Annotated in this window: 22 protein-coding genes and 1 tRNA gene; 13 read left to right on the forward strand and 10 right to left on the reverse strand. The window is 66.6% G+C overall.

The window, feature by feature from the left end; all coding sequences use genetic code 11:
- Window positions 1-10 precede the first annotated feature (10 nt).
- Window positions 11-496, forward strand: coding sequence for an SRPBCC family protein (locus PV773_RS18500; RefSeq protein WP_347967765.1), 486 nt, complete (start codon window positions 11-13; stop codon window positions 494-496).
- A 183-nt stretch (window positions 497-679) separates the two neighbouring features.
- On the opposite strand, the gene carA is transcribed toward PV773_RS18500, so the two are convergent.
- Window positions 680-1882 (reverse strand): glutamine-hydrolyzing carbamoyl-phosphate synthase small subunit, encoded by a 1203-nt coding sequence (gene carA, locus PV773_RS18505; protein WP_347967766.1) that lies wholly within the window; start codon window positions 1880-1882, stop codon window positions 680-682.
- 287 nt (window positions 1883-2169) lie between these two features.
- On the opposite strand from carA, the gene PV773_RS18510 reads away from it, so the two are divergent.
- On the forward strand, window positions 2170-2619 hold the full coding sequence (locus PV773_RS18510; RefSeq protein ID WP_347967767.1) for a GatB/YqeY domain-containing protein: 450 nt from the start codon (window positions 2170-2172) through the stop codon (window positions 2617-2619).
- Window positions 2620-2884: 265 nt separating this feature from the next.
- Here PV773_RS18510 and PV773_RS18515 read toward each other — a convergent pair whose 3' ends face one another.
- A complete protein-coding gene (locus tag PV773_RS18515) occupies window positions 2885-4549 on the reverse strand; it encodes a Na/Pi cotransporter family protein (protein ID WP_347967768.1) in 1665 nt (554 codons plus the stop codon).
- 310 nt (window positions 4550-4859) lie between these two features.
- On the opposite strand from PV773_RS18515, the gene dnaG reads away from it, so the two are divergent.
- The 3 genes from dnaG (at window position 4860) to PV773_RS18530 (ending at window position 10506) form a co-directional block, all read left to right on the forward strand.
- On the forward strand, window positions 4860-6800 hold the full coding sequence (gene dnaG / locus PV773_RS18520) for a DNA primase (RefSeq protein WP_347967769.1): 1941 nt from the start codon (window positions 4860-4862) through the stop codon (window positions 6798-6800).
- Window positions 6801-7123: 323 nt separating this feature from the next.
- Entirely contained in the window at window positions 7124-9142 is a 2019-nt protein-coding gene (gene rpoD, locus PV773_RS18525; RefSeq protein WP_347967770.1) for an RNA polymerase sigma factor RpoD, read from the forward strand.
- 80 nt (window positions 9143-9222) lie between these two features.
- Window positions 9223-10506, forward strand: a complete 1284-nt coding sequence (locus PV773_RS18530) for a glycosyltransferase (RefSeq protein WP_347967771.1) — start codon at window positions 9223-9225, stop codon at window positions 10504-10506.
- Between the two features lie 42 nt (window positions 10507-10548).
- Here PV773_RS18530 and PV773_RS18535 read toward each other — a convergent pair whose 3' ends face one another.
- Window positions 10549-11760, reverse strand: coding sequence for a citrate synthase family protein (locus PV773_RS18535; protein WP_347967772.1), 1212 nt, complete (start codon window positions 11758-11760; stop codon window positions 10549-10551).
- 74 nt (window positions 11761-11834) lie between these two features.
- Between PV773_RS18535 and PV773_RS18540 the strand changes: the two genes are divergently transcribed.
- Window positions 11835-12917, forward strand: a complete 1083-nt coding sequence (locus PV773_RS18540) for a citrate synthase (protein ID WP_347967773.1) — start codon at window positions 11835-11837, stop codon at window positions 12915-12917.
- A 71-nt stretch (window positions 12918-12988) separates the two neighbouring features.
- Here the strand turns inward: PV773_RS18540 and PV773_RS18545 are convergent, their stop codons facing one another.
- Complete coding sequence (locus PV773_RS18545; RefSeq protein WP_347967774.1) at window positions 12989-13462, reverse strand: DUF305 domain-containing protein; 474 nt, start codon at window positions 13460-13462, stop codon at window positions 12989-12991.
- 100 nt (window positions 13463-13562) lie between these two features.
- Window positions 13563-14222, reverse strand: coding sequence for an isoprenylcysteine carboxylmethyltransferase family protein (locus PV773_RS18550; protein WP_347967775.1), 660 nt, complete (start codon window positions 14220-14222; stop codon window positions 13563-13565).
- Between the two features lie 171 nt (window positions 14223-14393).
- On the opposite strand from PV773_RS18550, the gene PV773_RS18555 reads away from it, so the two are divergent.
- The 3 genes from PV773_RS18555 to PV773_RS18565 all read left to right on the forward strand — a co-directional run bounded on the left by PV773_RS18555 (window position 14394) and on the right by PV773_RS18565 (window position 15975).
- Entirely contained in the window at window positions 14394-15005 is a 612-nt protein-coding gene (locus PV773_RS18555) for a LysE family translocator (RefSeq protein WP_347967776.1), read from the forward strand.
- Between the two features lie 129 nt (window positions 15006-15134).
- Window positions 15135-15428 (forward strand): GYD domain-containing protein, encoded by a 294-nt coding sequence (locus PV773_RS18560; protein ID WP_340038195.1) that lies wholly within the window; start codon window positions 15135-15137, stop codon window positions 15426-15428.
- Between the two features lie 259 nt (window positions 15429-15687).
- Window positions 15688-15975 (forward strand): HlyU family transcriptional regulator, encoded by a 288-nt coding sequence (locus tag PV773_RS18565; protein WP_347967777.1) that lies wholly within the window; start codon window positions 15688-15690, stop codon window positions 15973-15975.
- A gap of 55 nt (window positions 15976-16030) precedes the next feature.
- Here the strand turns inward: PV773_RS18565 and PV773_RS18570 are convergent, their stop codons facing one another.
- A complete protein-coding gene (locus PV773_RS18570) occupies window positions 16031-16633 on the reverse strand; it encodes a helix-turn-helix domain-containing protein (RefSeq protein WP_347967778.1) in 603 nt (200 codons plus the stop codon).
- Window positions 16634-16701: 68 nt separating this feature from the next.
- Here PV773_RS18570 and PV773_RS18575 point away from each other — a divergent pair, with 68 nt between their 5' ends.
- The gene (locus PV773_RS18575) at window positions 16702-17127 is read left to right on the forward strand and encodes a VOC family protein (RefSeq protein ID WP_347967779.1); all 426 of its coding nucleotides are present in this window, start codon (window positions 16702-16704) and stop codon (window positions 17125-17127) included.
- 28 nt (window positions 17128-17155) lie between these two features.
- On the opposite strand, the gene PV773_RS18580 is transcribed toward PV773_RS18575, so the two are convergent.
- The gene (locus PV773_RS18580; RefSeq protein ID WP_347967780.1) at window positions 17156-17386 is read right to left on the reverse strand and encodes a hypothetical protein; all 231 of its coding nucleotides are present in this window, start codon (window positions 17384-17386) and stop codon (window positions 17156-17158) included.
- Between the two features lie 340 nt (window positions 17387-17726).
- Window positions 17727-19763: an OmpA family protein gene (locus PV773_RS18585; protein WP_347967781.1), complete on the reverse strand. Its 2037-nt coding sequence runs from the start codon at window positions 19761-19763 to the stop codon at window positions 17727-17729.
- A 213-nt stretch (window positions 19764-19976) separates the two neighbouring features.
- On the opposite strand from PV773_RS18585, the gene PV773_RS18590 reads away from it, so the two are divergent.
- Entirely contained in the window at window positions 19977-20423 is a 447-nt protein-coding gene (locus PV773_RS18590; protein ID WP_347967782.1) for a YcgN family cysteine cluster protein, read from the forward strand.
- Between the two features lie 217 nt (window positions 20424-20640).
- Window positions 20641-21054 carry a hypothetical protein gene (locus tag PV773_RS18595; RefSeq protein WP_347967783.1) on the forward strand — a complete coding sequence of 138 codons (414 nt, stop codon included), beginning with the start codon at window positions 20641-20643 and terminating at the stop codon, window positions 21052-21054.
- 155 nt (window positions 21055-21209) lie between these two features.
- On the opposite strand, the gene PV773_RS18600 is transcribed toward PV773_RS18595, so the two are convergent.
- Entirely contained in the window at window positions 21210-21923 is a 714-nt protein-coding gene (locus PV773_RS18600; protein WP_347967784.1) for an SIMPL domain-containing protein, read from the reverse strand.
- A gap of 132 nt (window positions 21924-22055) precedes the next feature.
- On the opposite strand from PV773_RS18600, the gene PV773_RS18605 reads away from it, so the two are divergent.
- Window positions 22056-22131 (forward strand) — tRNA-Ile (locus PV773_RS18605).
- A gap of 77 nt (window positions 22132-22208) precedes the next feature.
- On the opposite strand, the gene arsK is transcribed toward PV773_RS18605, so the two are convergent.
- The gene (arsK, locus tag PV773_RS18610) at window positions 22209-23438 is read right to left on the reverse strand and encodes an arsenite efflux MFS transporter ArsK (protein ID WP_347967785.1); all 1230 of its coding nucleotides are present in this window, start codon (window positions 23436-23438) and stop codon (window positions 22209-22211) included.
- Between the last annotated feature and the right edge of the window lie 5 nt (window positions 23439-23443).

Consider the following 23443-nt stretch of genomic DNA (forward strand, 5'->3'; position numbering starts at 1 on the left):
GGATAACGATATGAACAAGATGCTCGTCGAGGCGCCCGAGGGTGAGCCGATCGTCCGCATGACCCGAACCTTCGACGCGCCGCGCGCGCTGGTGTGGCGGGCCTGGACACGGCCCGAGCACGTGGCCCGCTGGTGGGGCTCGCGTGCCATGGGCACGACCAGGGTGATCAAGCTCGACCTCCGACCCGGCGGCGAGTGGCGCTTCGAACACACGATGCATGACGGCGCGGTCTTCAACTTCTTTGGCAGGTACATCGAGGTCGATGAGCCGGAGAAGCTGGTCAACACCTTTGCGCTCGAAGGCATGTTCGAGGACAAGCCCGTCGTCGAGACCCATCGCTTCGAGGAGATCGACGGCAAGACCCGCTACACCGGCATATCCCGCTTCGACAGCATCGAGGACCGCGACGGCATGGTCGCCTCGGGCATGGAAGCCGGCGCCCAGGAAAGCATGAACCAGCTCGAAGAGCTGCTCGGTGAACTCGTCTCCGCCTGATCTCCTGCCGGCCTTCGGGCCGGCACTCCCGACATAGCCAACCACGACCAACCGGCCGCCAGCGCATCGGCGCGAAAATCGAAGGCGATTTTCGGAAAGCAATGCACAGATACAAGAAACTGCAAAAGGCCCCGCATTGCGGGGCCTTCTTCGTTGTCCGACGAGGTCAGCGCGTGGCAGCTCTCAGCGCTCGGCGAGCGCCGGTTCGCCTTGCCGTTCGCGGATCAGGTTGGCGAAGCGGCGGAAGAGATAGTGCGAGTCCTGCGGGCCGGGCGAGGCTTCGGGATGGTGCTGGACCGAGAACACCGGCCGGCCGGTGAGCGCGATGCCGCAGTTGGAGCCGTCGAACAGCGAGACGTGGGTCTCCTCGACGCCGTCGGGCAGCGAGTCGGCGTCGACCGCGAAGCCGTGGTTCATCGACACGATCTCGACCTTGCCGGTAGTGTGATCCTTGACCGGATGGTTGGCGCCGTGGTGGCCCTGGTGCATCTTCGCCGTCTTGCCGCCGAGGGCCAGCGCCAGCATCTGGTGGCCAAGGCAGATGCCGAAGACAGGCAGGTCGGTCTTGAGCAGGTCCTGGATCACCGGCACGGCATATTCGCCAGTCGCGGCGGGATCGCCGGGGCCGTTGGAGAGGAAGATGCCATCCGGCTTCATCGCCAGGATGTCGTCGGCGCTGGTCTTGGCCGGAACCACCGTCACCTTGGCGCCGAGGCCGGCGAGCAGGCGCAGGATGTTGCGCTTGACGCCGAAGTCGACGGCGACGACGTGCATGGTGGCTTCGTTGCGCTCGCCGAAACCTTCGTTCCAGACCCAGGGCGTCTCGGTCCAGGACGAGGACTGGCCGGAGGTGACTTCCTTGGCGAGGTCGAGGCCGACGAGGCCCGACCAGGCGCGGGCCTGGGCCTTGAGGTTGTCGATGTCGAACTTGCCGTCCGGCGCGTGCGCGATCACGCCGTTCGGCATGCCCTTTTCGCGGATCAGCGCGGTAAGCGCGCGGGTGTCGACGCCCGACATCGCGACGATGCCACGGCGCTTCAGCCACTGGTCGAGGTGGCCGGCGGCGCGGTAGTTCGAGGGGTTGGTGACGTCGGCCTTGAAGACGGCGCCGACCGCACCGGCGCGGGCGGCCGGGTTGAGGTCCTCGATGTCCTCGTCATTGGTGCCGATGTTGCCGATATGCGGGAAGGTGAAGGTGACGATCTGGCCGGCGTAGGAAGGATCGGTCAGGATCTCCTGGTAGCCGGTGAGGGCAGTGTTGAAGCACACTTCGGCGACAGCACTGCCCGTGGCGCCCAGGCCTCGGCCCGCAATCACCGTGCCGTCGGCGAGCACCAGGACGGCGGTCGGCGTTTCGGTTGCCCAAGGGGCGGTCTCTGAGGCCATAGGGTGCTCCTGCGTAACGGCGCCGCGGCATGTAAAATGGCTCGGCAAGGGCCATTTCGCGCAGCGAAAAACACGGCGACCGCCAGCCGGCGAGTCCCGTGCACAAACCAAACAAGTCCTTGCAAGGCGCGGACAATAGGCGAAGGCCGCTTTTGGGTCAATGACCGCGGCGGAATTCGTGATGAATAATTTTCTCTATAAAAAACAGCAAGTTGGCGGTTGTCATTGGGTTTGCCGGTGTGGCAGATCGGCGCTATTGTCTGCGACACCATCCAGGAGTGACTGCCATGCGCGAGATGCTCGCCCAGGCGCTGAAGACCGCAATGAAGGCCGGCGACAAGCGCCGGACGTCGACGCTAAGACTGATCCAGGCTGCGATCCACGACCGCGACATCGTCCAGCGCGGCGCCGGCAAGGAGCCGGTCTCGGACGAGGAAATCCTCCAGGTCCTGACCAAGATGGTCAAGCAGCGGCAGGAATCGGCCAAGGCCTTCGAAGATGGCAACAGGCTGGAACTGGCCGCGCAGGAGCGCGAGGAAAGCGTCATCATCTCCGAATTCCTGCCCAAGCAGATGGGTGAGGACGAGGTGCGCGAGGCGGCCAGGAAGGCGATCGCCGAGGTCGGCGCCGAGGGCCTGCGCGACATGGGCCGCGCCATGAACGCGCTCAAGGAGCGCTACCCGGGCCAGATGGATTTCGGCAAGGCCAGCGGCATCGTCAAGGAACTGCTGCAGTAGCAGCGACGGCTTCCGTAATTGCAAGCCTGACGCCCCGCCTGCCATGCAGCGCGGGGCGTTTCCTTTTGGGGCGCTGCTTGCCTTCTCTCCCTGAAGGACAAGGTGGGTCGGCGCGCAGCGCCGAGACGGATGAGGGGTGTTGGAAGCAATGAGGGGGCAGTGAATGGGTTCAGCCGGGACCCGGAGGCGCTGCACTCCGTCCGGCGCCCCTCATCCGCCCCTTCGGGGCACCTTCTCCCACAGTGGAGAAGCGATGCCTCGCAGCTCAGCTCGCCTTCAGCCGCGAGCCGCGCAGCAGGCCCTGCTCCTCCAGCACCGGATAGGCCATGGAGGCGAGCAGCGAGTTGATCTGCTTGAGGTCGCGGATGGTGTCGAGGTGGATGGAGCTGGTCTCGACGCTCTTGGCCGTTCCCTCGCGCAGCCTGACGAAGTGGCTCTGGCTCGACTTCTTTTCGAGATCGCGCAGGCGGTCCTTTTCCTGGACGATCTGACGGGCGGTGTCGGGATCGCGCGACACCAGCACGTTGAAGGCAAGCCGCGCATTGGCGAGCACGGCGGCATGGAAGGCGCAGAGCTCGCGCCAGCCCTCGTCGGTGAAGTCGAGGCCGCGCTCGAGCTTCTTGCGGACATGGACAAGCATGTTGCGGACGATGATGTCGCCGACCTGCTCGAGCTTGACGCAGGCGCCGATGAGTTCCTGGCAGCGCAGCGCCTCGGCCTCCGTCATCGGCCGGATGGTGGCCTTGGCGAGGTAGAGCTTGATCGCCGCGTGCTTGCGGTCGACGCGGTCGTCGAGCGAGGCCAGCGCCCTGATCCTGTCCTCGTCGGCGTCCTGGTAGAGCTCGATGATGCGCTGGAGCATGATCTCGACGGTCTCGCAGACGCGCACCACCTCGCGCGTGGCATTGCCCAGCGCCTGCGAGGGGATGTCGAGGGCGCTTTCGTTGAGCGCGCTGAGTTCGGCGATCGCCATCTCTTCGGCGGCGTCGGGCTTGGTGCCCATCGCGACGATTTTCTCGGCAAGGCCGTGGACGAAACCGGCGAGCGGGATGCCGAGCATGGCGAGCGTCAGGTTGAAGGCGATGTGGCCGTTGATCAGCTGTGCCGCGGGCGTGCTGCCGAGAAGATCGAGCGGCGGAGCGAAAAGCGTGAGCGCGACCAGCGCGATGATCGCCCCCGTGCCGCGCATGATGAGGTTGCCGAGCGGCACGGTGCGCGCCTTGGGGGTGGCGGCGCGCGACAGCATGGCGGCGATGATGCCGCCGCCGAGATTGGCGCCCAGCACCAGCACCAGCCCGAGCGGCACCGGCACCAGCCCGCGGGCGGCAAGGGCGGTCACCAGCAGGATCGCCGCGACGCTGGAATGGAACAGCCATGTCATCACCGCAGCGAGCAGGAAGGCGGTGAAGGGATCGCCCGACAGGTAGTTGATGATGACCGGCAGGAGCGCGCTTTGCCTAAGCGGTTCAGAGGCTTCGCCGATCAGGCGCAAGGAGAGAATCAACAGGCCTACGCCGATCAGGATGCGCCCGAGCTGCAAGAGATTGCGACGCTCGGTGGACATGAACAGCGCCGTGCCGACGACCAGGCAGAGCGGCACGAGCAGGCTGAGATTGAAGCTGAGCAGCTTGACCACCAGCGACGAGCCGACATCGGCGCCGAGGACCGCAAGCAGGCCGGCGGTGCCGCCGACGATGCCGGAACCGGCGAAGGAGCCGACGATGAGGGCGACAGCGGTGGCACTCTGCAGCGAGATGGCGAGGGCCGCGCCGGCGGCAATGGCGAGCAACGGGTTGCGCAGGATCGAGCGCAGCCGGTGGCGGAGCACGTCGCCATAGGCGCGCTCGACGCCGGTACGCACCATGCGGGTGGCGAACAGAAGCAGCGCGACGGCGCCGGCGAGATGCAGCAGGACCAGCGAGCCGCTCATGGGGCACACCTCGCTGCAGGCGAGCTGCCGCGCAAAAGGGTTCGGGCACTGTGGCGAATCACTGTCATATCCATGGTGATTAGATTAGCCGGATAATATTTCACGTCCATATTGCACGCGTGTGCAATTGCTGCAAGAGCTGTATTCCAGATGTAAAGACGCGTGACATAGCTTGCGGTTCCGTCGCGGCCCGCGGCTGACGCAATCAGGACGGTGATCCCCCTTGCCTGTGAAAACCGGGCATGGGCGCGAATAGGGGTCGCTGGCGCGCATGGCCTTGCTTATATGAGGGTGAACCAAGCAGGGCCCGATGCGCTTTTCCGACGGATTCTTGAGCGAGATACGCGACCGCGTGCCGATTTCGGCCGTGATCGGCCAGCGCGTGACCTGGGACCGCAAGAAGACCAATGCCTCGCGCGGCGACTACTGGGCGTGCTGCCCGTTCCACGGCGAAAAATCGCCGTCCTTCCACTGCGAGGACCGCAAGGGCCGCTACCATTGCTTCGGCTGCGGGGTCACCGGCGACCATTTCCGCTTCCTCTCCGAACTCGACGGGCTGAGCTTCCCCGAGGCGGTGGAGCGCATCGCCGAGATGGCAGGGGTGCCGATGCCGGCGCGCGACGCGCAGGAGGAGCGGCGCGACCGGGAGCGCGCCAGCCTGACCGACGTGATGGAACTGGCGACGAAGTTCTTCGAGGACCGGCTGCAGAGCGCCGACGGCGCCAAGGCCCGCGCGTATCTGCGCGACCGCGGGCTGACGCCTGTGACGCAGCAATCGTTCCGGCTCGGCTATGCACCCGACAGCCGCAACGCGCTGAAGGAGTTCCTTGCCGCGAAAGGCATCGAAAAAGTGCAGATGGAGGCCTGCGGGCTGACGGTGTTCGAGGACGTACCGGTGTCCTACGACCGCTTCCGCGACCGCATCATGTTCCCGATCCCGGATTCGCGCGGGCGCATCATCGCCTTTGGCGGCCGCGCCATGTCGGCGGAGGTCTCGGCCAAGTATCTGAACTCGCCGGAGACCGAACTCTTCCACAAGGGCAACGTGCTCTACAACTTCGCCCGCGCCCGCAAGGCGCTGCAGAAGGGCGGGGCGGTGATAGCGGTCGAAGGCTACATGGACGTGATCGCGCTCGCGCAGGCCGGCTTCGACAACGCGGTGGCGCCGCTCGGCACGGCGCTGACCGAAAACCAGCTGGAACTCTTGTGGCGCATGTCGGGCGAGCCGGTGCTCTGCTTCGACGGCGACAAGGCCGGCCTCAAGGCTGCCTATCGCGCCGCCGACATGGTGCTGCCCCTGGTGGCGCCGGGCCACACGGCGCGCTTCGCGCTGCTGCCCGAGGGCAAGGACCCTGACGACCTGGTCAAGGCCGAGGGGCCGGAGGCGTTCCGCGCCGTGCTCGCGGCGGCGCGGCCGCTCGCCGACCTCATCTGGATGCGCGAGACGCAGGGCGGCGTGTTCGACACGCCGGAGCGCCGCGCCGAGCTCGAAAAGACGCTGCGCGAGCTTACAAGCCGCATCAAGGACGAGAGCGTCCGCTTCCACTACAGCCAGGAAATGCGCGACCGCGTCCAGAGCTTCTTCGGCAGCCAGCGCGGCCGCCAGCAGGGGCAGGGCGAGCGCGGCAAGGGTTCGTTCGGCAAGGGCGGTGGCGGCCAGTGGGGCAAGGGCGGTGGCGGCCAGGCGGCCGGCAGGCTCGCCGTATCCGAAAGCCTGGCGCGCTCGGCCATGGTCAAGCGGGCCGGGGCGACCATGCCGCTGCGCGAGACCTGCCTGGTGGTGGCGCTTGCCAACCACCCGATGCTGATCGACGAGAACTTCGACCACGTCGAACGGCTCGACCTCAGCAATGCCGAGCTCAGGCAGCTCCATTCGGTGCTCATCGACGCGATGGCCCATCACGAGGCCGACAACCGCGACGAGGTCGTGGGCGCCATCGGACGTGCCGGCTGCACCGAGATCTGGGAGCGGGCGGTGGCGCTGGTGCGCAAGGCGCGCCAGTGGACGGCGCTCGAGGATGCCGCGATCGAGGACGCGCGCGACGCCTTCGCGCAGGCGTTGCACTTGCACCGCAGCGCCCGCACCTTACATAAGGAGCTGAAACAGGCCGAAGCCGCCCTGGCCACTGATCCCACTGACGAGAACTATCGGCATCTGGTGGAGATCCAGGCGCAGTTTCGCGACGTGCAGGCAACCGAGGCGCTTATCGAAGGCTTCGGCGTGTCGTCCGGCCGAACCGGGCGGAACTGAGGCGGGAACCTGTCCAGACCGCAAATGATTCGCCTTTTTGAGGCGAATCATGCGAGAGGCGCTTGACCTTCCGCCGGAATGACGGAATCAGGTCGATTCGAAAAGTTAACCGGCAGCCAGGCTGCCGATCGTGTCGATGGCCTGAAAATGCGGATTGGGCGCTTGTCACTGGACAGGAAGAGACTCCGCCACAGATATCAGGGTTAATCTGGACTTAACACAGGTGCAGCTACTGGCAGTTCAGGCGCAGGTTGGATGAGCGCATCTGATTTGCACTGTCCGAGGGTTTAAGCGGCTGACGGGCCGCCTGGAGAAAGCGAAGAATGGCGACAAAAGAAAAGGAAGAGGTCGAAACCGAACGCGAGGGCGCAACCGACGGCCCTCTGCTCGACCTTTCCGATGACGCTGTCAAGAAGATGATCAAGCTCGCGAAGAAGCGCGGCTATGTCACCATGGACGAGCTCAACGCGGTACTACCGTCGGAGGAAGTGACCTCCGAACAGATCGAAGACACCATGGCGATGCTCTCGGACATGGGCATCAACGTGGTCGAGGACGACGAGCAGGGCGAAGAGGCCGAGGCCGAAGGCGATTCGGAAGAAGACGCCAACGAACTCGCCGAACAGACCGGCACGGCGGTCGCCACCACCACGACCAAGAAAGAGCCCACCGATCGTACCGACGACCCGGTGCGCATGTATCTGCGCGAGATGGGTTCGGTCGAGCTTCTGTCGCGCGAGGGCGAAATCGCCATCGCCAAGCGCATCGAGGCCGGCCGCGAGACCATGATCGCCGGCCTGTGCGAGAGCCCGCTGACCTTCCAGGCCATCATCATCTGGCGCGACGAGCTCAACGAAGCCAAGATCCTGCTGCGCGAGATCATCGATCTCGAGGCGACCTATGCCGGCCCTGAAGGCAAGCAGGCGCCCGTGGTCGAGCGCGTCGAGGAAGACGCCAAGCCGAAGGTCGACGAGAAGCCGCGCCGCCGCGGCGGCGACGAGGAAGACGACATCACCAATGTCGGCGGCGACAATCGCGGCGAGGAAGAGGAAGAGGACGAGGACGAGGCCAGCCTGTCGCTGGCGGCCATGGAAGCAGAGCTCCGGCCGCAGGTGATGGAGACGCTCGACGTCATCGCCGACACCTACAAGAAGCTCAGGAAACTCCAGGACCAGCAGGTCGAGAACCGTCTCGCCGCTGCCGGCACGCTGTCGCCGAGCCAGGACCGCCGCCTCAAGGAGCTGAAGGACCAACTCATCAAGGCGGTGAAGTCGCTGTCGCTCAACCAGGCCCGCATCGAGGCGCTGGTCGAGCAGCTCTACGACATCAACAAGCGCCTGGTGCAGAACGAGGGCAAGCTTCTGCGCCTCGCCGAAAGCTATGGCGTGCGCCGCGAGGAGTTCCTGCGCGAATACCAGGGTTCGGAACTCGACCCGAACTGGATCCGCTCGATCTCGAACCTGTCCAGCCGCGGCTGGAAGGAGTTCACCAAGAACGAGAAGGACGCGATCCGCGACCTGCGTGCCGAGATCCAGAACCTCGCCACCGAAACGGCGATCTCGATCCTGGAATTCCGCAAGATCGTCAACCAGGTGCAGAAGGGCGAGCGCGAGGCAGCGATCGCCAAGAAGGAAATGGTCGAGGCCAACCTGCGCCTCGTCATCTCCATCGCCAAGAAGTACACCAACCGCGGCCTGCAGTTCCTCGACCTCATCCAGGAAGGCAACATCGGCCTGATGAAGGCGGTCGACAAGTTCGAGTACCGCCGCGGCTACAAGTTCTCGACCTATGCCACATGGTGGATCAGGCAGGCGATCACCCGTTCGATCGCCGACCAGGCGCGCACCATCCGCATTCCGGTGCACATGATCGAAACGATCAACAAGATCGTCCGGACCTCGCGCCAGATGCTGCACGAGATCGGCCGCGAGCCGACGCCGGAAGAACTGGCCGAAAAGCTCGCCATGCCGCTCGAGAAGGTGCGCAAGGTGCTGAAGATCGCCAAGGAGCCGATCAGCCTCGAAACCCCAGTGGGCGACGAGGAGGATTCGCACCTCGGCGATTTCATCGAAGACAAGATGGCGATCCTGCCGATCGACGCGGCGATCCAGGCGAACCTGCGCGAGACCACCACGCGCGTGCTCGCCTCGCTGACCCCGCGCGAGGAGCGCGTTCTGCGCATGCGCTTCGGCATCGGCATGAACACCGACCACACGCTCGAAGAAGTGGGCCAGCAGTTCTCGGTCACCCGCGAGCGCATCCGCCAGATCGAGGCCAAGGCGCTGCGCAAGCTCAAGCATCCGAGCCGCAGCCGCAAGCTGCGCAGCTTCCTCGACAGCTGAGGTCGATTGCAAAAGAAGTGGCCGTCTCCGGGACGGCCATTTTTTTTGAATTTTCAAGCAAGCCTGGTCAGACCTCCTCGATGCCCCCGATCTACTACGACCTCAGCGAGCTGTATCTGCTGACCCGCGGCAGGCTCAAATTCTACGGAATCGCCAGGGTAGTGGCGGAGATCGCCTACGAGCTTCATCGCCTGAACCGGGGCATAGTCTTCGTCATCTATGACGAAACCCAACGCGGCTTCTTCGAGATCGAGCCCAATTTCGGCAAGGCTTCGCACAACGGCCTGGTCGATCTCGAACTCCCGCAGCGGTCGCTTCCGTTCCGGCTGCACGGCCCGAAGGAAGGCAGGAGCCTGGCCAACAGGGTTCTTGCTGCCGTCGTCAGCAATTGCGTCAGGGTCGTCAACCGCTACAAGCTGCGGAGGCTGGCGTCGCGCTTCAAGCCGATCGAGCTGCGCGGCGGGATCCTGATCTCGGCCGGACGGCCGAAACTCCTGGTCGACATCATTGACTGCCTGCTGTCGAGCGGGTCCGACACGCGCTTTCACGTGCTGCTGCACGATTGCATTCCGCTGCACGACTTCCATCCCAACCCGAATTCGTTCCAGACGAAATTCCATGCCGACAACAACAAGGTCATCAGGCACGCCAGCCATGTGATGGCAAATTCGAAATTCACCGCCGCCGACCTCGTCGCCAAGGTCGAAGAGGGCCTGCTGCCGTCGCTGCCGCGCCTGTCGGTCGTGCCGCTGGCGCATGAATGCCGACCGGACGGCGAGGCCCCCACCATCACGCTGCCCGGCCGCCCTTATGTGCTCGGCGTCGGCATCACGCTCGGGCGCAAGAACCTCGACGTCGTGCTTGCGGCGCAAAGAATGCTGATGGAGCAGGGCAAGAAGCCGCCATTGCTGGTCATCGCCGGAGCCACCCGGCGGCGAACCGTGGTCGACCTCAAGAAGGGGCTGAACTCGGCACTGGCCCCGCACGTGCTGTTGATCGACAACCCGTCCCAGGCGGATCTCATCGAACTCTACCGGAACGCCCTGGCGACGATGATGCCGAGCCGGCTCGAGGGCTGGGGACTGCCGCTGGGGGAATCCTTGTGGCTGGGCACGCCGGTGCTCGCTGCGCCCTCATCCAGCCTGCCGGAGGTCGGCCGCGACCTGGCGGTCTATTTCGACCCGGACTCGCCCGCGGAACTGGCCGGGCTGCTCGAACGGCTCGGTGGCGACCAGAACTATCGTCGGGAGCTGCAAAAGCGGATCGCCGAGGCCAGGCCCGGCCTGCGCAGCTGGCGGCACGTGGCAGAGGACATGCTGGCGAGCCTCAAGAACTCGGACGACCAGGCGATGGCGGCGGGATGACCGGCCGGCAGACTCGGCGCGCCGATTTGTCTTGGCGCTAGTCTAGGAAATGCCGCCGGCGCGGCTGGGCGCCGGGCCGACATAGCGGGCGCGCGGGCGGATCAGCGTCTCCGAGGTAAGTTGCTCGATGGCATGCGCGACCCAGCCGGCGGATCGGGAGATGGCAAAGAACGCCGTCTCGTGGCCGATCGGCAGGCCGAACGTCCGCACCATCACGGCCAGTGCATAGTCGATGTTGGGGTGGAGGCCGGTGGCTTCGGTGATGAGGGCCGGCGCCTCCACCGCAAGCCGCCTGTCGGCGCCGGCTTCGGCCAGCGTCGCCAGCAGGCTGTCGGCGCGCGGGTCGCCGTCGTGGTAGACGGTGTGGCCGAAGCCGGGGATGCGGTCGCCGATGGCGACACGCTCGCGGATGTTGGCGGCGACGTCGGTCACCGCGAAATTCGCCACCATATGGGCGGCCAGCGGTCCGGCGCCGCCGTGCCTGGGGCCCTTGAGCGCCACCAGGCCCGCGATCAGCGCATCGTAGAGGTTGATCCCGGTGGAGGCGGCGCAGCGCACGGTCCAGGTCGAGGGGTTGAGCTCGTGGTCGGCAAGCAGGACCAGGGCGCGGCGAAAGACGGACTCGGCATGCGGATGGCCGCTTGCCCAGGCCGCCGCGACCTGGCGGTGGACCGGGGCGGGCGAGGGGCTGGTGCCCAGAATGCCCGCGGCCAGCAGGCGCATGGCCCGAGCGCCGACCTCGGCGCGACCCTGGCGCGAACGGTTGAAGGCTCGGGGGTCGCTGCCGGCCGCCAGCGCCAGCATCGCGATCGCGCGGGGGATCGGCGCTTCGCCGGCCGTCGCCGCCGCGACGGTACGCATGGTCTCGCTCATCACCGGCATGTTGTCGGCCGCGAAGGGATCGGCGCCGCTGATGTCCCACAGAAGTGTCGCCACCTGTTCCAGGGTGGCGTGCTCGGACAGGGCGACGGCGTGGACGCCGCGGTAGATCGACCCTTCGCTGGTGATGGTCGAGATGGCGGAGTCGAGCACCGGCGGCTCGGCTTCGCCGCCGCGCGCCGCGCTGGCCGGCGCCCGCCGCGCCAGCAAGGCGCGCACGTCGTCGGCTCGGTAGCGCTTGGCGCGCGCGTCGTCGGACGGTTCCGAGCGGATCAGGCCGCGGCTGACATAGGCGTAGAGCGTGGCCGGCGACACGGCCAGTTCGCCGGCGGCCTCGCGGGCCGAGAGATAGAGCGGTTCCGCAGGATTTTTCATATTGATCAAGCTATTCAAGATTGATCAATATGAAAAGGGGCTCATCCTTGTTGCGACGCAACAGGGAGCAGACCATGACACTTCATCAAACCACCGCCGGACTGGACGGGGTGACCGCAGCCGCGACCGCGCTTTCCCATGTGGACGGCGAGCGCGGCGAACTGATCATCGCCGGCAGCCGGGTGGCGGCGCTGGCCGACGAGACGGATTTCGAGGGCGTGGCCGCGCGCCTGCTTGCGGCGGCCGGGACGGAAGTCGCCGCCGACCAACTGCGGGAGATGCTCGGTGAAGCCCGTGTCCGCGCCTTTGCGCGGCTGGAGAAGATCCTGCCGGTGACGGACGGCCTGCCGCTCGGCGCCGGTTTTCGCGCCGCGGTCGCGGCCCTCGACCGCGAGGAGGGGGTTGCCGACGAGGTCATGCTGCTGGGCGCGATGCCGGTGCATGCGGCCGCGCTTGCGCGCCGGGCCGAGGGGCTCGCACCCGTCGCACCCGATGCGAAGCTCGGCCAGGCCGCCGACCTGCTGAGCATGCTGCGCGGCGCGCCGGGCAGTGCGGCGGAAGCCGCCGCGCTCGACGCCTATCTGGTCACGGTCAGCGACCACGGCATGTACGCCTCCACCTTCGCCGGGCGCGTCGTCGCATCGACGCAGGCGGATCTCTTCATGGCCGTCACTGCCGCCTATTGCGCGCTCTCCGGCCCGCTGCACGGCGGCGCGCCGGCGCCGGTGCTCGACATGCTGGAGGCGATCGGCAGCGCCGACCAGATCGCACCCTGGATCGATGCGGCCCTTGCGCGCGGCGACCGGCTGATGGGCTTCGGCCACCGGATCTACAAGGTGCGCGACCCGCGCGCCGACGTGCTGAAGGGCGCGGTGGGTACGCTTGGCTCCGAGGGAATGGATCTGGGGCTTGCCGCAGAAGTGGAGGCCTATGCCCGCGAAGCGCTCGCCCGCGCCAAGCCGGGCCGGCGGCTCGATACCAATGTCGAGTTCTATACGGCGATCCTGCTCGGCGCCCTGAAGATTCCCCGCGACGCCTTCACGCCGGTCTTCGCGGTGGGCCGCACGGCCGGCTGGGTCGCGCATGCACTGGAACAGCAGCGTACCGGCCGGCTGCTGCGCCCGGCCTCGATCTATGTCGGGCCGATGCCGGGTTGACCTACGGCCGCGGCCGACTTCGCGGCTCTCGCAAAGGCCCCGGCACCATCCGGGGCCCTTTGCTCGGGCGCTCAGGCGCCTTCAAGCCGCTCAAGGATCCGCTTCATCTGCTCGATCTCGGCCTGCTGGCTTGGCAGGATGTTGTCGTTGCACAGGGCTGTGATTTCGGGGTCGCTGAGTTTGGCGTTCTCGCACATCAGCAGGGCGCCCGAGTGGTGCGGGATCATCGACTTCAGGAACTGCACGTCGGCGATCGCCGTCTGGTCGCGGATCATGAACCACGCCGCGGCGAAGCCGACGACGGAGAAGGCTGCGATCGCGAGGTTCAACGCGCGGCTGGCATACATGGCACGCATCAGCACGAGTTCGATCAGCACCATCGGGAAGACCATCAGCGCGGCCATGTAGAACTGGTTGAAGTTGACGAAGACGTCTCCGAACGTGTTCACCATGGCGTACATGAGGATGAACATGGCGACGTAGGAGAGGGCGGCCATCGCCAGAAGACGAAGGTAGTTCTGCGTGGAATGATCTTGGCTTTTCATGGCATTTTCCTGCAGGTTGATCTTGCAGCCAAACTGCCTCGTTGCGAAAAAGGTTCCGGGATAGCCGATTTTATTGGCAGGCCGACCTGGCTCGCGCCTTTTAGTAGAGGCCCGGAAAGAGGCGCCAGGTGCGCCTGCAATAGTCGTCGTACTGCTTGCCGAAATGCCGGCGCAGCAGGCGCTCCTCGGAGGCGATCCGCGCGAGCAGCGGCGGCAGGTTGAGCGCGACGATCAGCACGCCCACACCGGAGCGGAAGACGAGCGCCCAGCCGAGCGCGCCGATCAGAAGCCCGAGATAGCTCGGGTTGCGGACCACGCCGTAGATCCCGGTGGTGACCAGTTCGTGCCCGGGCTGGATGGCGACCAGCCCGCTGAATCGTTCGCCGAGCACGAAGACCGGCCAGAGCCGCAGCAGGCTGCCGCCGAGCAGGAGTACGATGCCGGTCCAGCGCACGGCTTCGCCGTCGATCGTCCAGAAATCGATACGATCGGTGTAGGCAGGCACAAAGGCGCCGAGCAGGCCGAGCACGCCGAAGGCGGCGAGCACCCAGCGGTTGGAGCGGTCCTCCTCTTCGCCCGGGCTCAGGTTGCCGCCGCTGAACAGGGCAATCACGGTGAGGATGACGGTCAGCACGGCAGCCGCGCTGCGCGCCGCATTGGAGAAGAAGGCCGCGAATCCGCCTCCGCCGAGGATGGCGAGGGCCAACATGACGATCGTTCCGGTAATGGCGACCAGAGCCAGCCTGGGCGAGGGAACCATCGCTACCTCCGTTGTTGCGCGCTCCCTGTTCATAGCTAGGGCGCGGCGGCGCGTTGTTCGACCGGTTCGCGGGCATCCGGCGGGCTGCGCTGCGTCGTCGGAAATCGGGTGGCTTCCGCAGCGTCGTGCATTCACCTATGGTCCGACCGGAAAGAGGGGGAGCAAGCCGCCATGTCGATCGAGTTCCTGCTGACCACGCTGATCATCGTCGCCTCGCCCGGGACGGGCGTCGTCTATACGCTCGCGGCCGGGCTTTCGCGCGGGGGCAAGGCGAGCGTGCTCGCGGCCTTCGCCTGCACGCTGGGCATCGTTCCGCATCTGGTCGCCGCGTTGACCGGCCTGGCGGCACTGCTGCACGCCAGCGCGCTTGCCTTCGAGATTGTCAAATATGCCGGCGTCGCCTACCTCATCTACATGGCCTGGCAGAGCCTGCGCGAGAACGGCGCGCTCAAGATCGACGCCCGCCCGGACAGCCGCAGTGCCCGCCAGGTGCTGGTCGACGGCGTGCTGATCAACCTGCTCAACCCCAAGCTGTCGATCTTCTTCGTCGCCTTCCTGCCGCAGTTCATCGCGCCCGGCGAGGCCAACGTGCTCGGGCGCATGCTCGAACTCTCCGGCGTGTTCATGCTCGCGACCTTCGTGATCTTCGCCATCTACGGCCTCTGCGCGGCGGCCGTGCGCGACAAGGTGACGGGCAGCCCGCGGGTGATGGCCTGGATGCGGCGAAGCTTCGCCGCGGCTTTCGTGGCGCTCGGGGCCAAGCTGGCGCTGACCGAGCGCTGAACCGGCACCATCCTTGCCGATGGCCCGGCAGGGGAGGATACTCCCACCGTCGGATGCATTGAGGGCGACGACCCCGGATGCCCGCCCCGGCATTGTGCCGTGCTCCGTGGCGCCGGAGGGAGGTGTGCTGTGACCACTTACATCATGCTGATCAACTGGACCGACCAGGGGATGCGCGACGTCAAGGCGTCGCCGAAGCGGCTCGACGCGGCCAAGAAGCTGCTCGGCGACATGGGCGGGTCGTTCAAGGCCTTCTACCTGACCATGGGCGAGTGCGACATGGTGGCGGTGGCCGAGGCGCCGGACGACGCGGTGGTGGCGCGCTTCGCGCTCATACTCGGCCAGGCGGGCAACATCCGGACCCGCACGCTGAAGGCCTTCCCCGAACTGGCCTACCGGGAAATCATCGCCTCGCTGGGCTAGAGGGGCGGAGCGGACAACAAATTCACAAACGATGCATGTCGCCCCCCGGTTTGCTTCGCAAACCACCTCTCCCCCGATCGACGGGGGAGAGGACGGCAGGCCCGGCGCCTTCCCCCGCCTCTGGTGAGGGGTGCCGAGCGAGCGTGGCGGAGAGGGGCATTGGCCGACCTCCAAGATGGGCACGTGCCTTGGCGGACCAAACCGCTCGACGGCGCGAGGGGAAGCGAATAAGGTCCGGAAATACAACGGGAAACATGACATGTCGTTCTTGAAGAGGCTGTTCGGCGGAGGCGGCGGAGCCGAAGCCCAGGCGCCTGCCGCGGCCAAGGAAATCGAGTACAAGGGATTCTCCATCAAGGCCACGCCCTACAAGGAAGGCGGCCAGTTCCAGACCTGCGGTGTGGTTTCCAAGGAGGTCGGCGGCGTCGTCAAGGAACACAAGTTCATCCGCGCCGACCGCTTCGCCGCGCTCGACGACGCCGTCGAGGTGTCGCTGACCAAGGGACGGCAGCTGGTGGACGAGCAGGGCGAGCGCATGTTCGGCTGAACGCCGCGGGCATGCTCAGGAGACGGCCCGGCCATCCTGCCGGGCCTTTTTGCTTTCAGGATTTGCAAGACACCATCAGCCCGCCGACCAGGGCGTCGATCGCTTCGAGCTGCTCGGCGACCGCGGCGCCGGCGTCGATGGCGAGCGCTGCCCGGTCGAAGGCCGCGGCGAGCAGGCCGGTGAGCGCCGCCAGCGGCAGCCTGCGCATCGCGCCGGCGCGCATGGCCATCGCCAGCCCCTCGCGCAGGGTGCGGTTGCCGTGGCGGCCGTCGATCTCGTCCATGCCGGCCCGGCCGAGCACCGCCGGTCCGTCGAGCAGCAGCAGCCGCGTGCGTCCGGGCGCCCGCATCGCCTCGAGATAGGCCCGGCTGCCGGCAAGCAGCGCCTCGCGGGGGCCGATCTCGTCGGGCGCCGCGCGCTCGATTTCCGCGGCGACGGTCGCCGCCTCTTGCTCCACCACGGCGCGGAACAGCGCCTCCTTGTCGGCAAAATGGTGATAGAGCGCGCCGCGCGTCACGCCGGCGGCCGCCACGATCTCGGGAGTGCCGGTCTCGGCATAGGTCTTCTCGGCGAAGAGCTTGCGCGCCGTCTCGATCAGCAGCGCCCGCATCGCCTCCGTGCGGTCGCGGTTCGAGCGCCGCTCCAGCTTCTCTTGCATACGTGCAGCCTGTATGTTAATTGAATCCACATGCAGATTGTATGTTTATTGCGAGGAGAAGGAAAGCCATGCGGACGACGAGCTATTATCCCGTGCTGATGACCGGCGACGTGGCCGGCACCGCCGCCTTCTATGTCGAGCATTTCCGCTTCGAGCCGCTGTTTGAGAGCGACTGGTACGTGCACCTGCGCTCGACCGAGGACAAGCGCGTCAATCTCGGCATCGTCGACGGCGACCACGAGACCATCCCCGAGGAGGGGCGGGGGCGCGCCGGCGGGCTCCTGATCAATTTCGAGGTCAAGGACGTCGATGCGGTCCACGATCGCCTCGTGGCGGCGGGCCTGCCGATCCTGCGTTCGCTGCGCGACGAGGAGTTCGGCCAGCGCCACTTCATCACCCGCGACCCCAACGGCGTGCTGATCGACGTGATCAAGCCGATCCCGCCGAGCCAGGCGTTCCTGGCGCATTACGCACCGGAGGTGGTGCCGGTGTAGCGCGACGGCGGCCTGGCGCTGCGGCTGCCTAGACTTTCCGGTGTCGGATCACAGTCGCCAAGCCGGCAACTGCAACGATGACTCCGAGGATGAAGGGCGGAATGAAGTAGGCCAAGGCCTCGCTGTCTTCCCAGCGCAGGCGGAAACCGCGGCAGCCGGTCGGAATCATGCCGCAGGCGAACGCGTTGAGCCAGACCCATCCGACGAAGGTCGCCGCGCAGATCACGAGCCCTGCGGCAAACAGGAGATATCCGAACAAGCGCAGGGCAGCCTCGCTGGTGGCAGATGAGATGAAGATGGAGGTGCGGTCTCTTTCGGAGCGGCCGGCCGCGGCCGAAATCCTGCAATTCAGGCTGAGGCCGCAGCAATGCAACGGGCGTCCGGATAAAACAAGGCCCGGCCGCTGGAGGGGGGATTTCGGCCGGGCCCGTGTCTCCTTGGATGGAGACTGACGGGGCAGGGAACCACGTCAGCTATGTATTTGGCATCGAAATCCAGCGATTCAATGGCAAAAGCCGGGCAATTGGCCCGATCGCGCCCGATGCGGGGGCATGGAGACCCCGTCCGGCCCGCCGGGTGGCGGGCCGGACGTCGGTGCCTCAGTTGGCGCTGGCTATGGGCGCCACCAGCGGCGTGATGCGGCGGATGGCGACGCGACGGTTGTCGCGCTCCGGCGCCTCGGTCTTCACCTTGAGGTAGCGTTCGCCGTAACCCTGCGTCGACAGGTTCTCCGGCGGAATGCCGAAGACGTTGGTGAGCGCGTCCGCCACGGCCTCGGCGCGGCGGTCGGAAAGCGCCAGGTTGGCGACGTCCGAACCGACGGCGTCGGTGTGGCCCTCGATGAGGAAGGTCTCGGCCGGGTTCTTCTTGAGCATGCGCTCCATGGCGTTGGCGACGCCCTCGAGCTTGGTGACCTCGCTCTCGGGGATCGAGGCCGAGCCGAACTCGAAGGTCAGCGTGTCGAGGTCGATGCGGCGGGCGATGTCGCGGACGCGGGCCGAGCGCTTCACCTCGTCGACCGAGTAGAGGCGCTTGACGCGCTCCACCGGCGGCTGCTCGAGGAAGTCGTAGTAAGCGTCGGGATCGTCGACATATTCGGCCTCGAGGATGTACTCGTCACGCGGGATGTGCAGCTCCAGCGGCGGCAGGTCGAGACCCGGATCGCGCCACTCGTCCATCTCCTCGTAGTAGCGGTCGTCGACATAGGTCAGCACGTATTCGCGGCCGTCGGGCGTGATGCGGGAACGCCGCACGATGTCGCCATAGCGGTTGCGGATGGTGATGATCTGGTTGCCGTTGTCGCGGATGATCACCTCGCGGGTGCGGCCGCCTGGCAGTTCCTCATAGTAGACGTCCTGCGCGTTGCGGGTCAGGCGCGGCCGGTCGTTGCTCTCGACGATGATCTGGTTGTTGATCTCGATGATCAGCCGGTCGCCGATCTCGCGCACGACCTCGGTGCCTTCGGGCCGCGGGCGGCGGCGCAGGTCGATTTCGGGCGCGCGCTCGAGGCGCGTGCCCTGTTCGGCCGTCACCGGCTTGATCTCGACCGGCTGGGCGGCCTCCTGGGCCTGCCTGTCGTCGGTCGGCGGCGGGCCGAGGTCGACGGGCGCAGGCTGCGCCGTCTGCTCGGCGGGCTGCTCCTGCTGCGCCGGCTGCTGGCCGGGCTTGAGCTTGCGCAGCGGCTTTCCTTCCTGCGCCGGCTGTTCGCCACCGGCCTGGGCGGGCGGCGGCGCTTCCTTCTGGCTGTCGAGCAGCGGCGCCTCGTTCGGGTTCACCGGAGCCTCGCCCTGCTGGACAGGCTTCTGCTCGCCCTCTGCGGGCTTCTCGGCCTGGACCGGCTGTTCGGTACCCGGCCCGGCGGGCTTCTCGGCCTGCGCCGGAGCTTCGCCCGCGGGGGCCTCGGGGGTGGTGGGCAGGGGCGTCGCCTCGGCCGGCTTTTCAGCCTGTTCGGCCGGCTGCTCCGCCGGTGTCTGTTCCTGGGCGCGCAGCTTGCGCTTCTTCACAGGCTCCTCGCCCTGCTTTGCGGGCTCTTCCGCCTGCTTTGCCGGCTCCTCTGTCGGCTGCGGCTGCGGCTCGGCCTGGATCGCCGGCTGCTCCTGCTGCTGCAGTTCCTCGACCTTGCGCTTTTGCTTGCGGCTGGGCTGCGGCTCCTCGGCCTGCTGCGGCTGGGGCTCGGCCTCCGGTGCCGCCTGCTCCTGCTGCTGCTGTTCTTCGACCTGGCGCTTCTGCTTGCGACGCGGCTGCGGCTCCTCGGCCTGCTGCGGCTGCGGTTCGGCCTCCGGTGCCGCCTGCTCCTGCTGCTGCTGTTCTTCGACCTGGCGCTTCTGCTTGCGGCGCGGCTGCGGCTCCTCGGCCTGCTGCGGCTGCGGTTCGGCCTCCGGCGCTGCCTGCTCCTGCTGCTGCTGCTCCTCGGCCTGGCGCTTCTTGCGGCGCGGCTGCTCGGGGGCGGCTTCCTGGGCGCCGCGGGCGGCGCAAGCTTCAGCCGACTCGCCTTCCTGGCATTCGACCTGCACCCGAATCAGCGGCAAAGCCCTGCCGGATGCCGCGGTCTCGACCATGGGCATCGCGCCCAGCGGCGCTGACGCCATGAACAGGCCGATGGCCGTGCCTGCGAGAATCCGTGACTGGCGTTTCATCGTTGGAAGTCTCCTCATATCGGGTTCGTATCGGGTCCCGTCCACGCCCAAACATATGGAACCGCTTATGGTTCCGTCCGGGCCGCACTCGCATCGCTTCCCGGCATTAGCCCGACAGCAAGATGGCAATATCGTGGTTTTCCGCGCTTGGCGACGGCTGCCGCCCTCCGTCGGCGCTTGACGTGGCCCGCAAGCCGCGCCAAATGCCGGGCCATGGAAGAGCCCTTCTGGAAGACGACGCCGCTGGAGGAGATGAGCCCGGCTCAATGGGAATCGCTCTGCGACGGCTGCGGCAAGTGCTGCCTGTCGAAACTCGAGGACGAGGACACCGGCGAGATCTACTGGACCAGCGTCGGCTGCCGCCTGTTCGACGGCGCCACCTGCCGCTGCCGGGACTATGCCAACCGGCTCGACAAGGTGTCCGACTGCGTCGGCCTGACGCCGGAGAACGTGCGCACCATCAGCTGGCTGCCGAGCACCTGTGCCTACCGCCTCGTGGCGGAGGGCCGCGACCTCTACTGGTGGCACCACCTCGTCTCGGGCAGCCGGGAGACCGTGCACGCGGCCGGCATGTCGGTACGCGGCAGGCTGACGGCCTCGGAGGACGAACTGGCCGAGCCGGAAGACTATTTCGAGCACGTGCTCGAGGGCGAACCATAACCGTTTTCTGGGCGAACCAGGCGCCGGATCATTCTCCAGGCAACCACCGGGCGGGCCGGGCGGAAACCTCTCTTGCAAAGGAAAAAGTAGGAAAACCAGATAGTTACCGGATGAACCGAAGATGAACGCCAGGTTCGAGATCGGTTCAGCTTGGGTGGGGCATGGTGTGCCCATCGCTCAGGCGAAGAAGGTTTGACGGCCCCCTAAGGAGACGACCATGTTCAACAAGATCAAGACTGCCACCATTTCCGCCCTCGTCGGCCTCGGCACGTTGGCCGCCATCCCGGCCAGCGCCCAGGCGGACGGGCTCTATCTCAACCTCGGCCAGGGCGAGCCGCGCGTCGGCGTCTATGTCCAGGACGGCTACCGCGATGGCTATCGCGACGACTATCGCAACGGCCGCTGGGACAATCGCGGTGAGGGCCGCTGGGACTACAGCCGCAACGACCGCCGCTGGGATCGCCGCTGCACGCCCGACCGCGCTCTCGACAAGGCCGAGCGCATGGGCATCCGCCGCGCCCGCATCGACGACGTCAACCGCCGCACCATCACCGTGCGCGGCCGCAAGTATGGCGAGCGCATCTACGTGACCTTCGCCCGCGCCCCGAACTGCCCGGTCGTGCGCTGGTAAGGCCGTTCCCGGCCTGGAGTAGCGGGAGTCCCCGTCCGACGGACGGGTGCGGCTCCAAAAAAACCCCGGAGGCCTGGCCTCCGGGGTTTTTCGTCGTGCCACCGATTGGGCGCAGCGATTGGCGGCGCAGCCGGGCGATGCCCGGCCCGCGTCCGTCAGTTCTTCATTTCGAAGGTGACGTTGACCTGGACCTTGTAGCTGTTCTCGCCCGCCGCCACGGGGGCGGCACCGGCGGCGCTGTCGAAGCTCTTGGCCTGCATCGGCATCGGCGGGGGAGCGTAGGACTGGTCGGCGATCTCGAGGACGCGGCCGAGGCTGACGCCCGCCGCCGCCGCGAGCACCTTGGCCTTGTCGATGGCATCGGCCACCGCGCGCTTGCGCGCCTCGGCGATCACCTTGGAGGGGTTGTCGTTGGCGAAGGTGATGCCGCCGCCCTGGTTGACGCCTAGCGAGACGGACTTGTCGAGGATCTCCCCGGTCTTGGCCACGTCGCGGATGCGCACCGAAAGCGTGTTGGTAACCTGGTAGGCGACGAGTTCCGCCGTCTGCGTGCCGTCGGGCTTGTTGGTGTAGTTGTAGCGCGGCGCGATCTGGATGCCGGCGGTCTGCAGGTCGCGGTCCTCGACGCCGGCCGACTTCATGGCGGCGATGACGGCGGCCATGGCGTCGTTGTTGGCGTCGAGCGCCTCGCGCGCGGTCTTGGCCTCGCGCATCACCGACAGCGAGAGCAGCGCCAGGTCGGGCGCGACGGTGGCTTCGCCTTCGCCGGTGACGATGATGCGCGGCGGCGGCGGGGTCTCGGCGCGGGCGGCGGCCGCGGGAAGCGCGAGAGCACTCGCGAGAGCGAGCGCTATGTATTTGCGATTCATAATATTCTCCATCTGGATGGCCCTTCCGGCCATGCCGAATAGGGGCGGATTATGGGTGGATTGCGGCGGAGCGCAAGCGCGTGGCGAAGATGGCTTGTCTCCGCCCGAAAAAGCCACTATCCAGCGCGCGTGGGGCCTGTAGCTCAATGGTTAGAGCCGGCGGCTCATAACCGCTTGGTTGGGGGTTCGAGTCCCTCCGGGCCCACCATTCTTCCAAACATGCAGAACAGGATGTCCAGCGAAGGCCGGCAACCGAACCTCGCAGCTGACCGGAGCTTCTTTACCTTACGTTTCCGGTACCAGTTCCGGTGAACGGCGGCTTCGCCCGGTGGTCGCAAAGGCGATGCCAGCTCCAATTCCGAGCACAATGGCCACGGACAGGGCCGACCAGGTCCCGACGCGGGCCATCAGCACCGAAAACAGGAACGGTGCGAGCGCCGAGACGATCAGCCGGATCGCGGAAATCTTTCCCAAGAGCGTTCCGTATCCTTCGGACCCGAACAGGGCCAGAGGGAGGGACCCTTGCACGATGCTCGTCAGACCTGACCCCAGCCCGAAAAGGATGGCGAACGCCACCGCGCCGTAGATCCACGGGGCGGTTGTCAGCAGAGCAGACAGCCCTGCCACCAAGAGCGTGGCAGAGATGACCGCCAGGACCAGTTGGGAGAGACCGCGACCGGCGAGCATGTTGATGAAGCGGCTGAGCACCTGGGAGGGACCGAACAGCGTTCCCACCAGCACCGCGCTTGCACCCAGCCCGACGGCGGTGAGGAGCGGGACCATATGAACGAGCAGTGCCGAGAGGACGAAACCTTCGAGGGCAAAACCTAGCCCCATCAGGGCAAACGCTCTCCGACGATCCCAGGAGGCCACGCTGCCGTCCACCTTGGACCGGCTTTTCGCATCATCCTTGCTGGTCCCGTTCCGTTCGGCCTTCATCGCCTGCGCCAGCCAGAAATGGATGGGAAGGCAGACGAAGAGATGGAGCGCCGCGAACGCCAGGTAGACTTCCCGCCATGAAAGATACTGGTGGAGTTGCGTGGTGATCGGCCAGAAGAGGGTCGACGCAAAGCCAGCGATCAGGGTCAGGTGGGTGATGCTCTTTTGCGCTGTCCGTGGCGTGATCTGTACCAAGGCAGCGAATGCCGCACTGTAGAGGACGAAGGCCGACGCGATTTCCATGGCGACCATGCCCGCAACAAAGGGTATGCGGCTCGGTGCGATCGCGCAGAGGGCCAGAGCCCCCGCGGCGACAACGGAACCGAGGGCCATCATGGAACCCGCACCATGGCGATCGATGCGCCGGCCGATGGCCGGGGCCGCGAGCCCGCCAATCAACAAGGAAGCGGAGAAAACGCCAAACACCCATTCCTGTGTCCAGGCGAGGTCTTTGGCCATCTCGGGCGCGAGGATGCTGAAGCTGTAGTACAGGGTGCCGTAGCCAATGATCTGAGTCAGGCCCAGCCCCCAGATGACCGCGCCGCGGCGATGCTCGATTGAACGTGGCGATGCCATCTTCC

The sequence above is a fragment of the Mesorhizobium sp. CC13 genome (assembly GCF_039907765.1).
Taxonomy (GTDB): domain Bacteria; phylum Pseudomonadota; class Alphaproteobacteria; order Rhizobiales; family Rhizobiaceae; genus Aminobacter.

Bases quoted from the DNA above. Each gene is read 5' to 3' on its own strand.
- PV773_RS18500 (WP_347967765.1), top strand. From the start codon at position 11: ATGAACAAGATGCTCGTCGAGGCGCCCGAGGGTGAGCCGATCGTCCGC.
- carA (WP_347967766.1), bottom strand. From the start codon at position 1,882: ATGGCCTCAGAGACCGCCCCTTGGGCAACCGAAACGCCGACCGCCGTC.
- PV773_RS18510 (WP_347967767.1), top strand. From the start codon at position 2,170: ATGCGCGAGATGCTCGCCCAGGCGCTGAAGACCGCAATGAAGGCCGGC.
- PV773_RS18515 (WP_347967768.1), bottom strand. From the start codon at position 4,549: ATGAGCGGCTCGCTGGTCCTGCTGCATCTCGCCGGCGCCGTCGCGCTG.
- dnaG (WP_347967769.1), top strand. From the start codon at position 4,860: ATGCGCTTTTCCGACGGATTCTTGAGCGAGATACGCGACCGCGTGCCG.
- rpoD (WP_347967770.1), top strand. From the start codon at position 7,124: ATGGCGACAAAAGAAAAGGAAGAGGTCGAAACCGAACGCGAGGGCGCA.
- PV773_RS18530 (WP_347967771.1), top strand. From the start codon at position 9,223: ATGCCCCCGATCTACTACGACCTCAGCGAGCTGTATCTGCTGACCCGC.
- PV773_RS18535 (WP_347967772.1), bottom strand. From the start codon at position 11,760: ATGAAAAATCCTGCGGAACCGCTCTATCTCTCGGCCCGCGAGGCCGCC.
- PV773_RS18540 (WP_347967773.1), top strand. From the start codon at position 11,835: ATGACACTTCATCAAACCACCGCCGGACTGGACGGGGTGACCGCAGCC.
- PV773_RS18545 (WP_347967774.1), bottom strand. From the start codon at position 13,462: ATGAAAAGCCAAGATCATTCCACGCAGAACTACCTTCGTCTTCTGGCG.
- PV773_RS18550 (WP_347967775.1), bottom strand. From the start codon at position 14,222: ATGGTTCCCTCGCCCAGGCTGGCTCTGGTCGCCATTACCGGAACGATC.
- PV773_RS18555 (WP_347967776.1), top strand. From the start codon at position 14,394: ATGTCGATCGAGTTCCTGCTGACCACGCTGATCATCGTCGCCTCGCCC.
- PV773_RS18565 (WP_347967777.1), top strand. From the start codon at position 15,688: ATGTCGTTCTTGAAGAGGCTGTTCGGCGGAGGCGGCGGAGCCGAAGCC.
- PV773_RS18570 (WP_347967778.1), bottom strand. From the start codon at position 16,633: ATGCAAGAGAAGCTGGAGCGGCGCTCGAACCGCGACCGCACGGAGGCG.
- PV773_RS18575 (WP_347967779.1), top strand. From the start codon at position 16,702: ATGCGGACGACGAGCTATTATCCCGTGCTGATGACCGGCGACGTGGCC.
- PV773_RS18585 (WP_347967781.1), bottom strand. From the start codon at position 19,763: ATGAAACGCCAGTCACGGATTCTCGCAGGCACGGCCATCGGCCTGTTC.
- PV773_RS18590 (WP_347967782.1), top strand. From the start codon at position 19,977: ATGGAAGAGCCCTTCTGGAAGACGACGCCGCTGGAGGAGATGAGCCCG.
- PV773_RS18595 (WP_347967783.1), top strand. From the start codon at position 20,641: ATGTTCAACAAGATCAAGACTGCCACCATTTCCGCCCTCGTCGGCCTC.
- PV773_RS18600 (WP_347967784.1), bottom strand. From the start codon at position 21,923: ATGAATCGCAAATACATAGCGCTCGCTCTCGCGAGTGCTCTCGCGCTT.
- arsK (WP_347967785.1), bottom strand. From the start codon at position 23,438: ATGGCATCGCCACGTTCAATCGAGCATCGCCGCGGCGCGGTCATCTGG.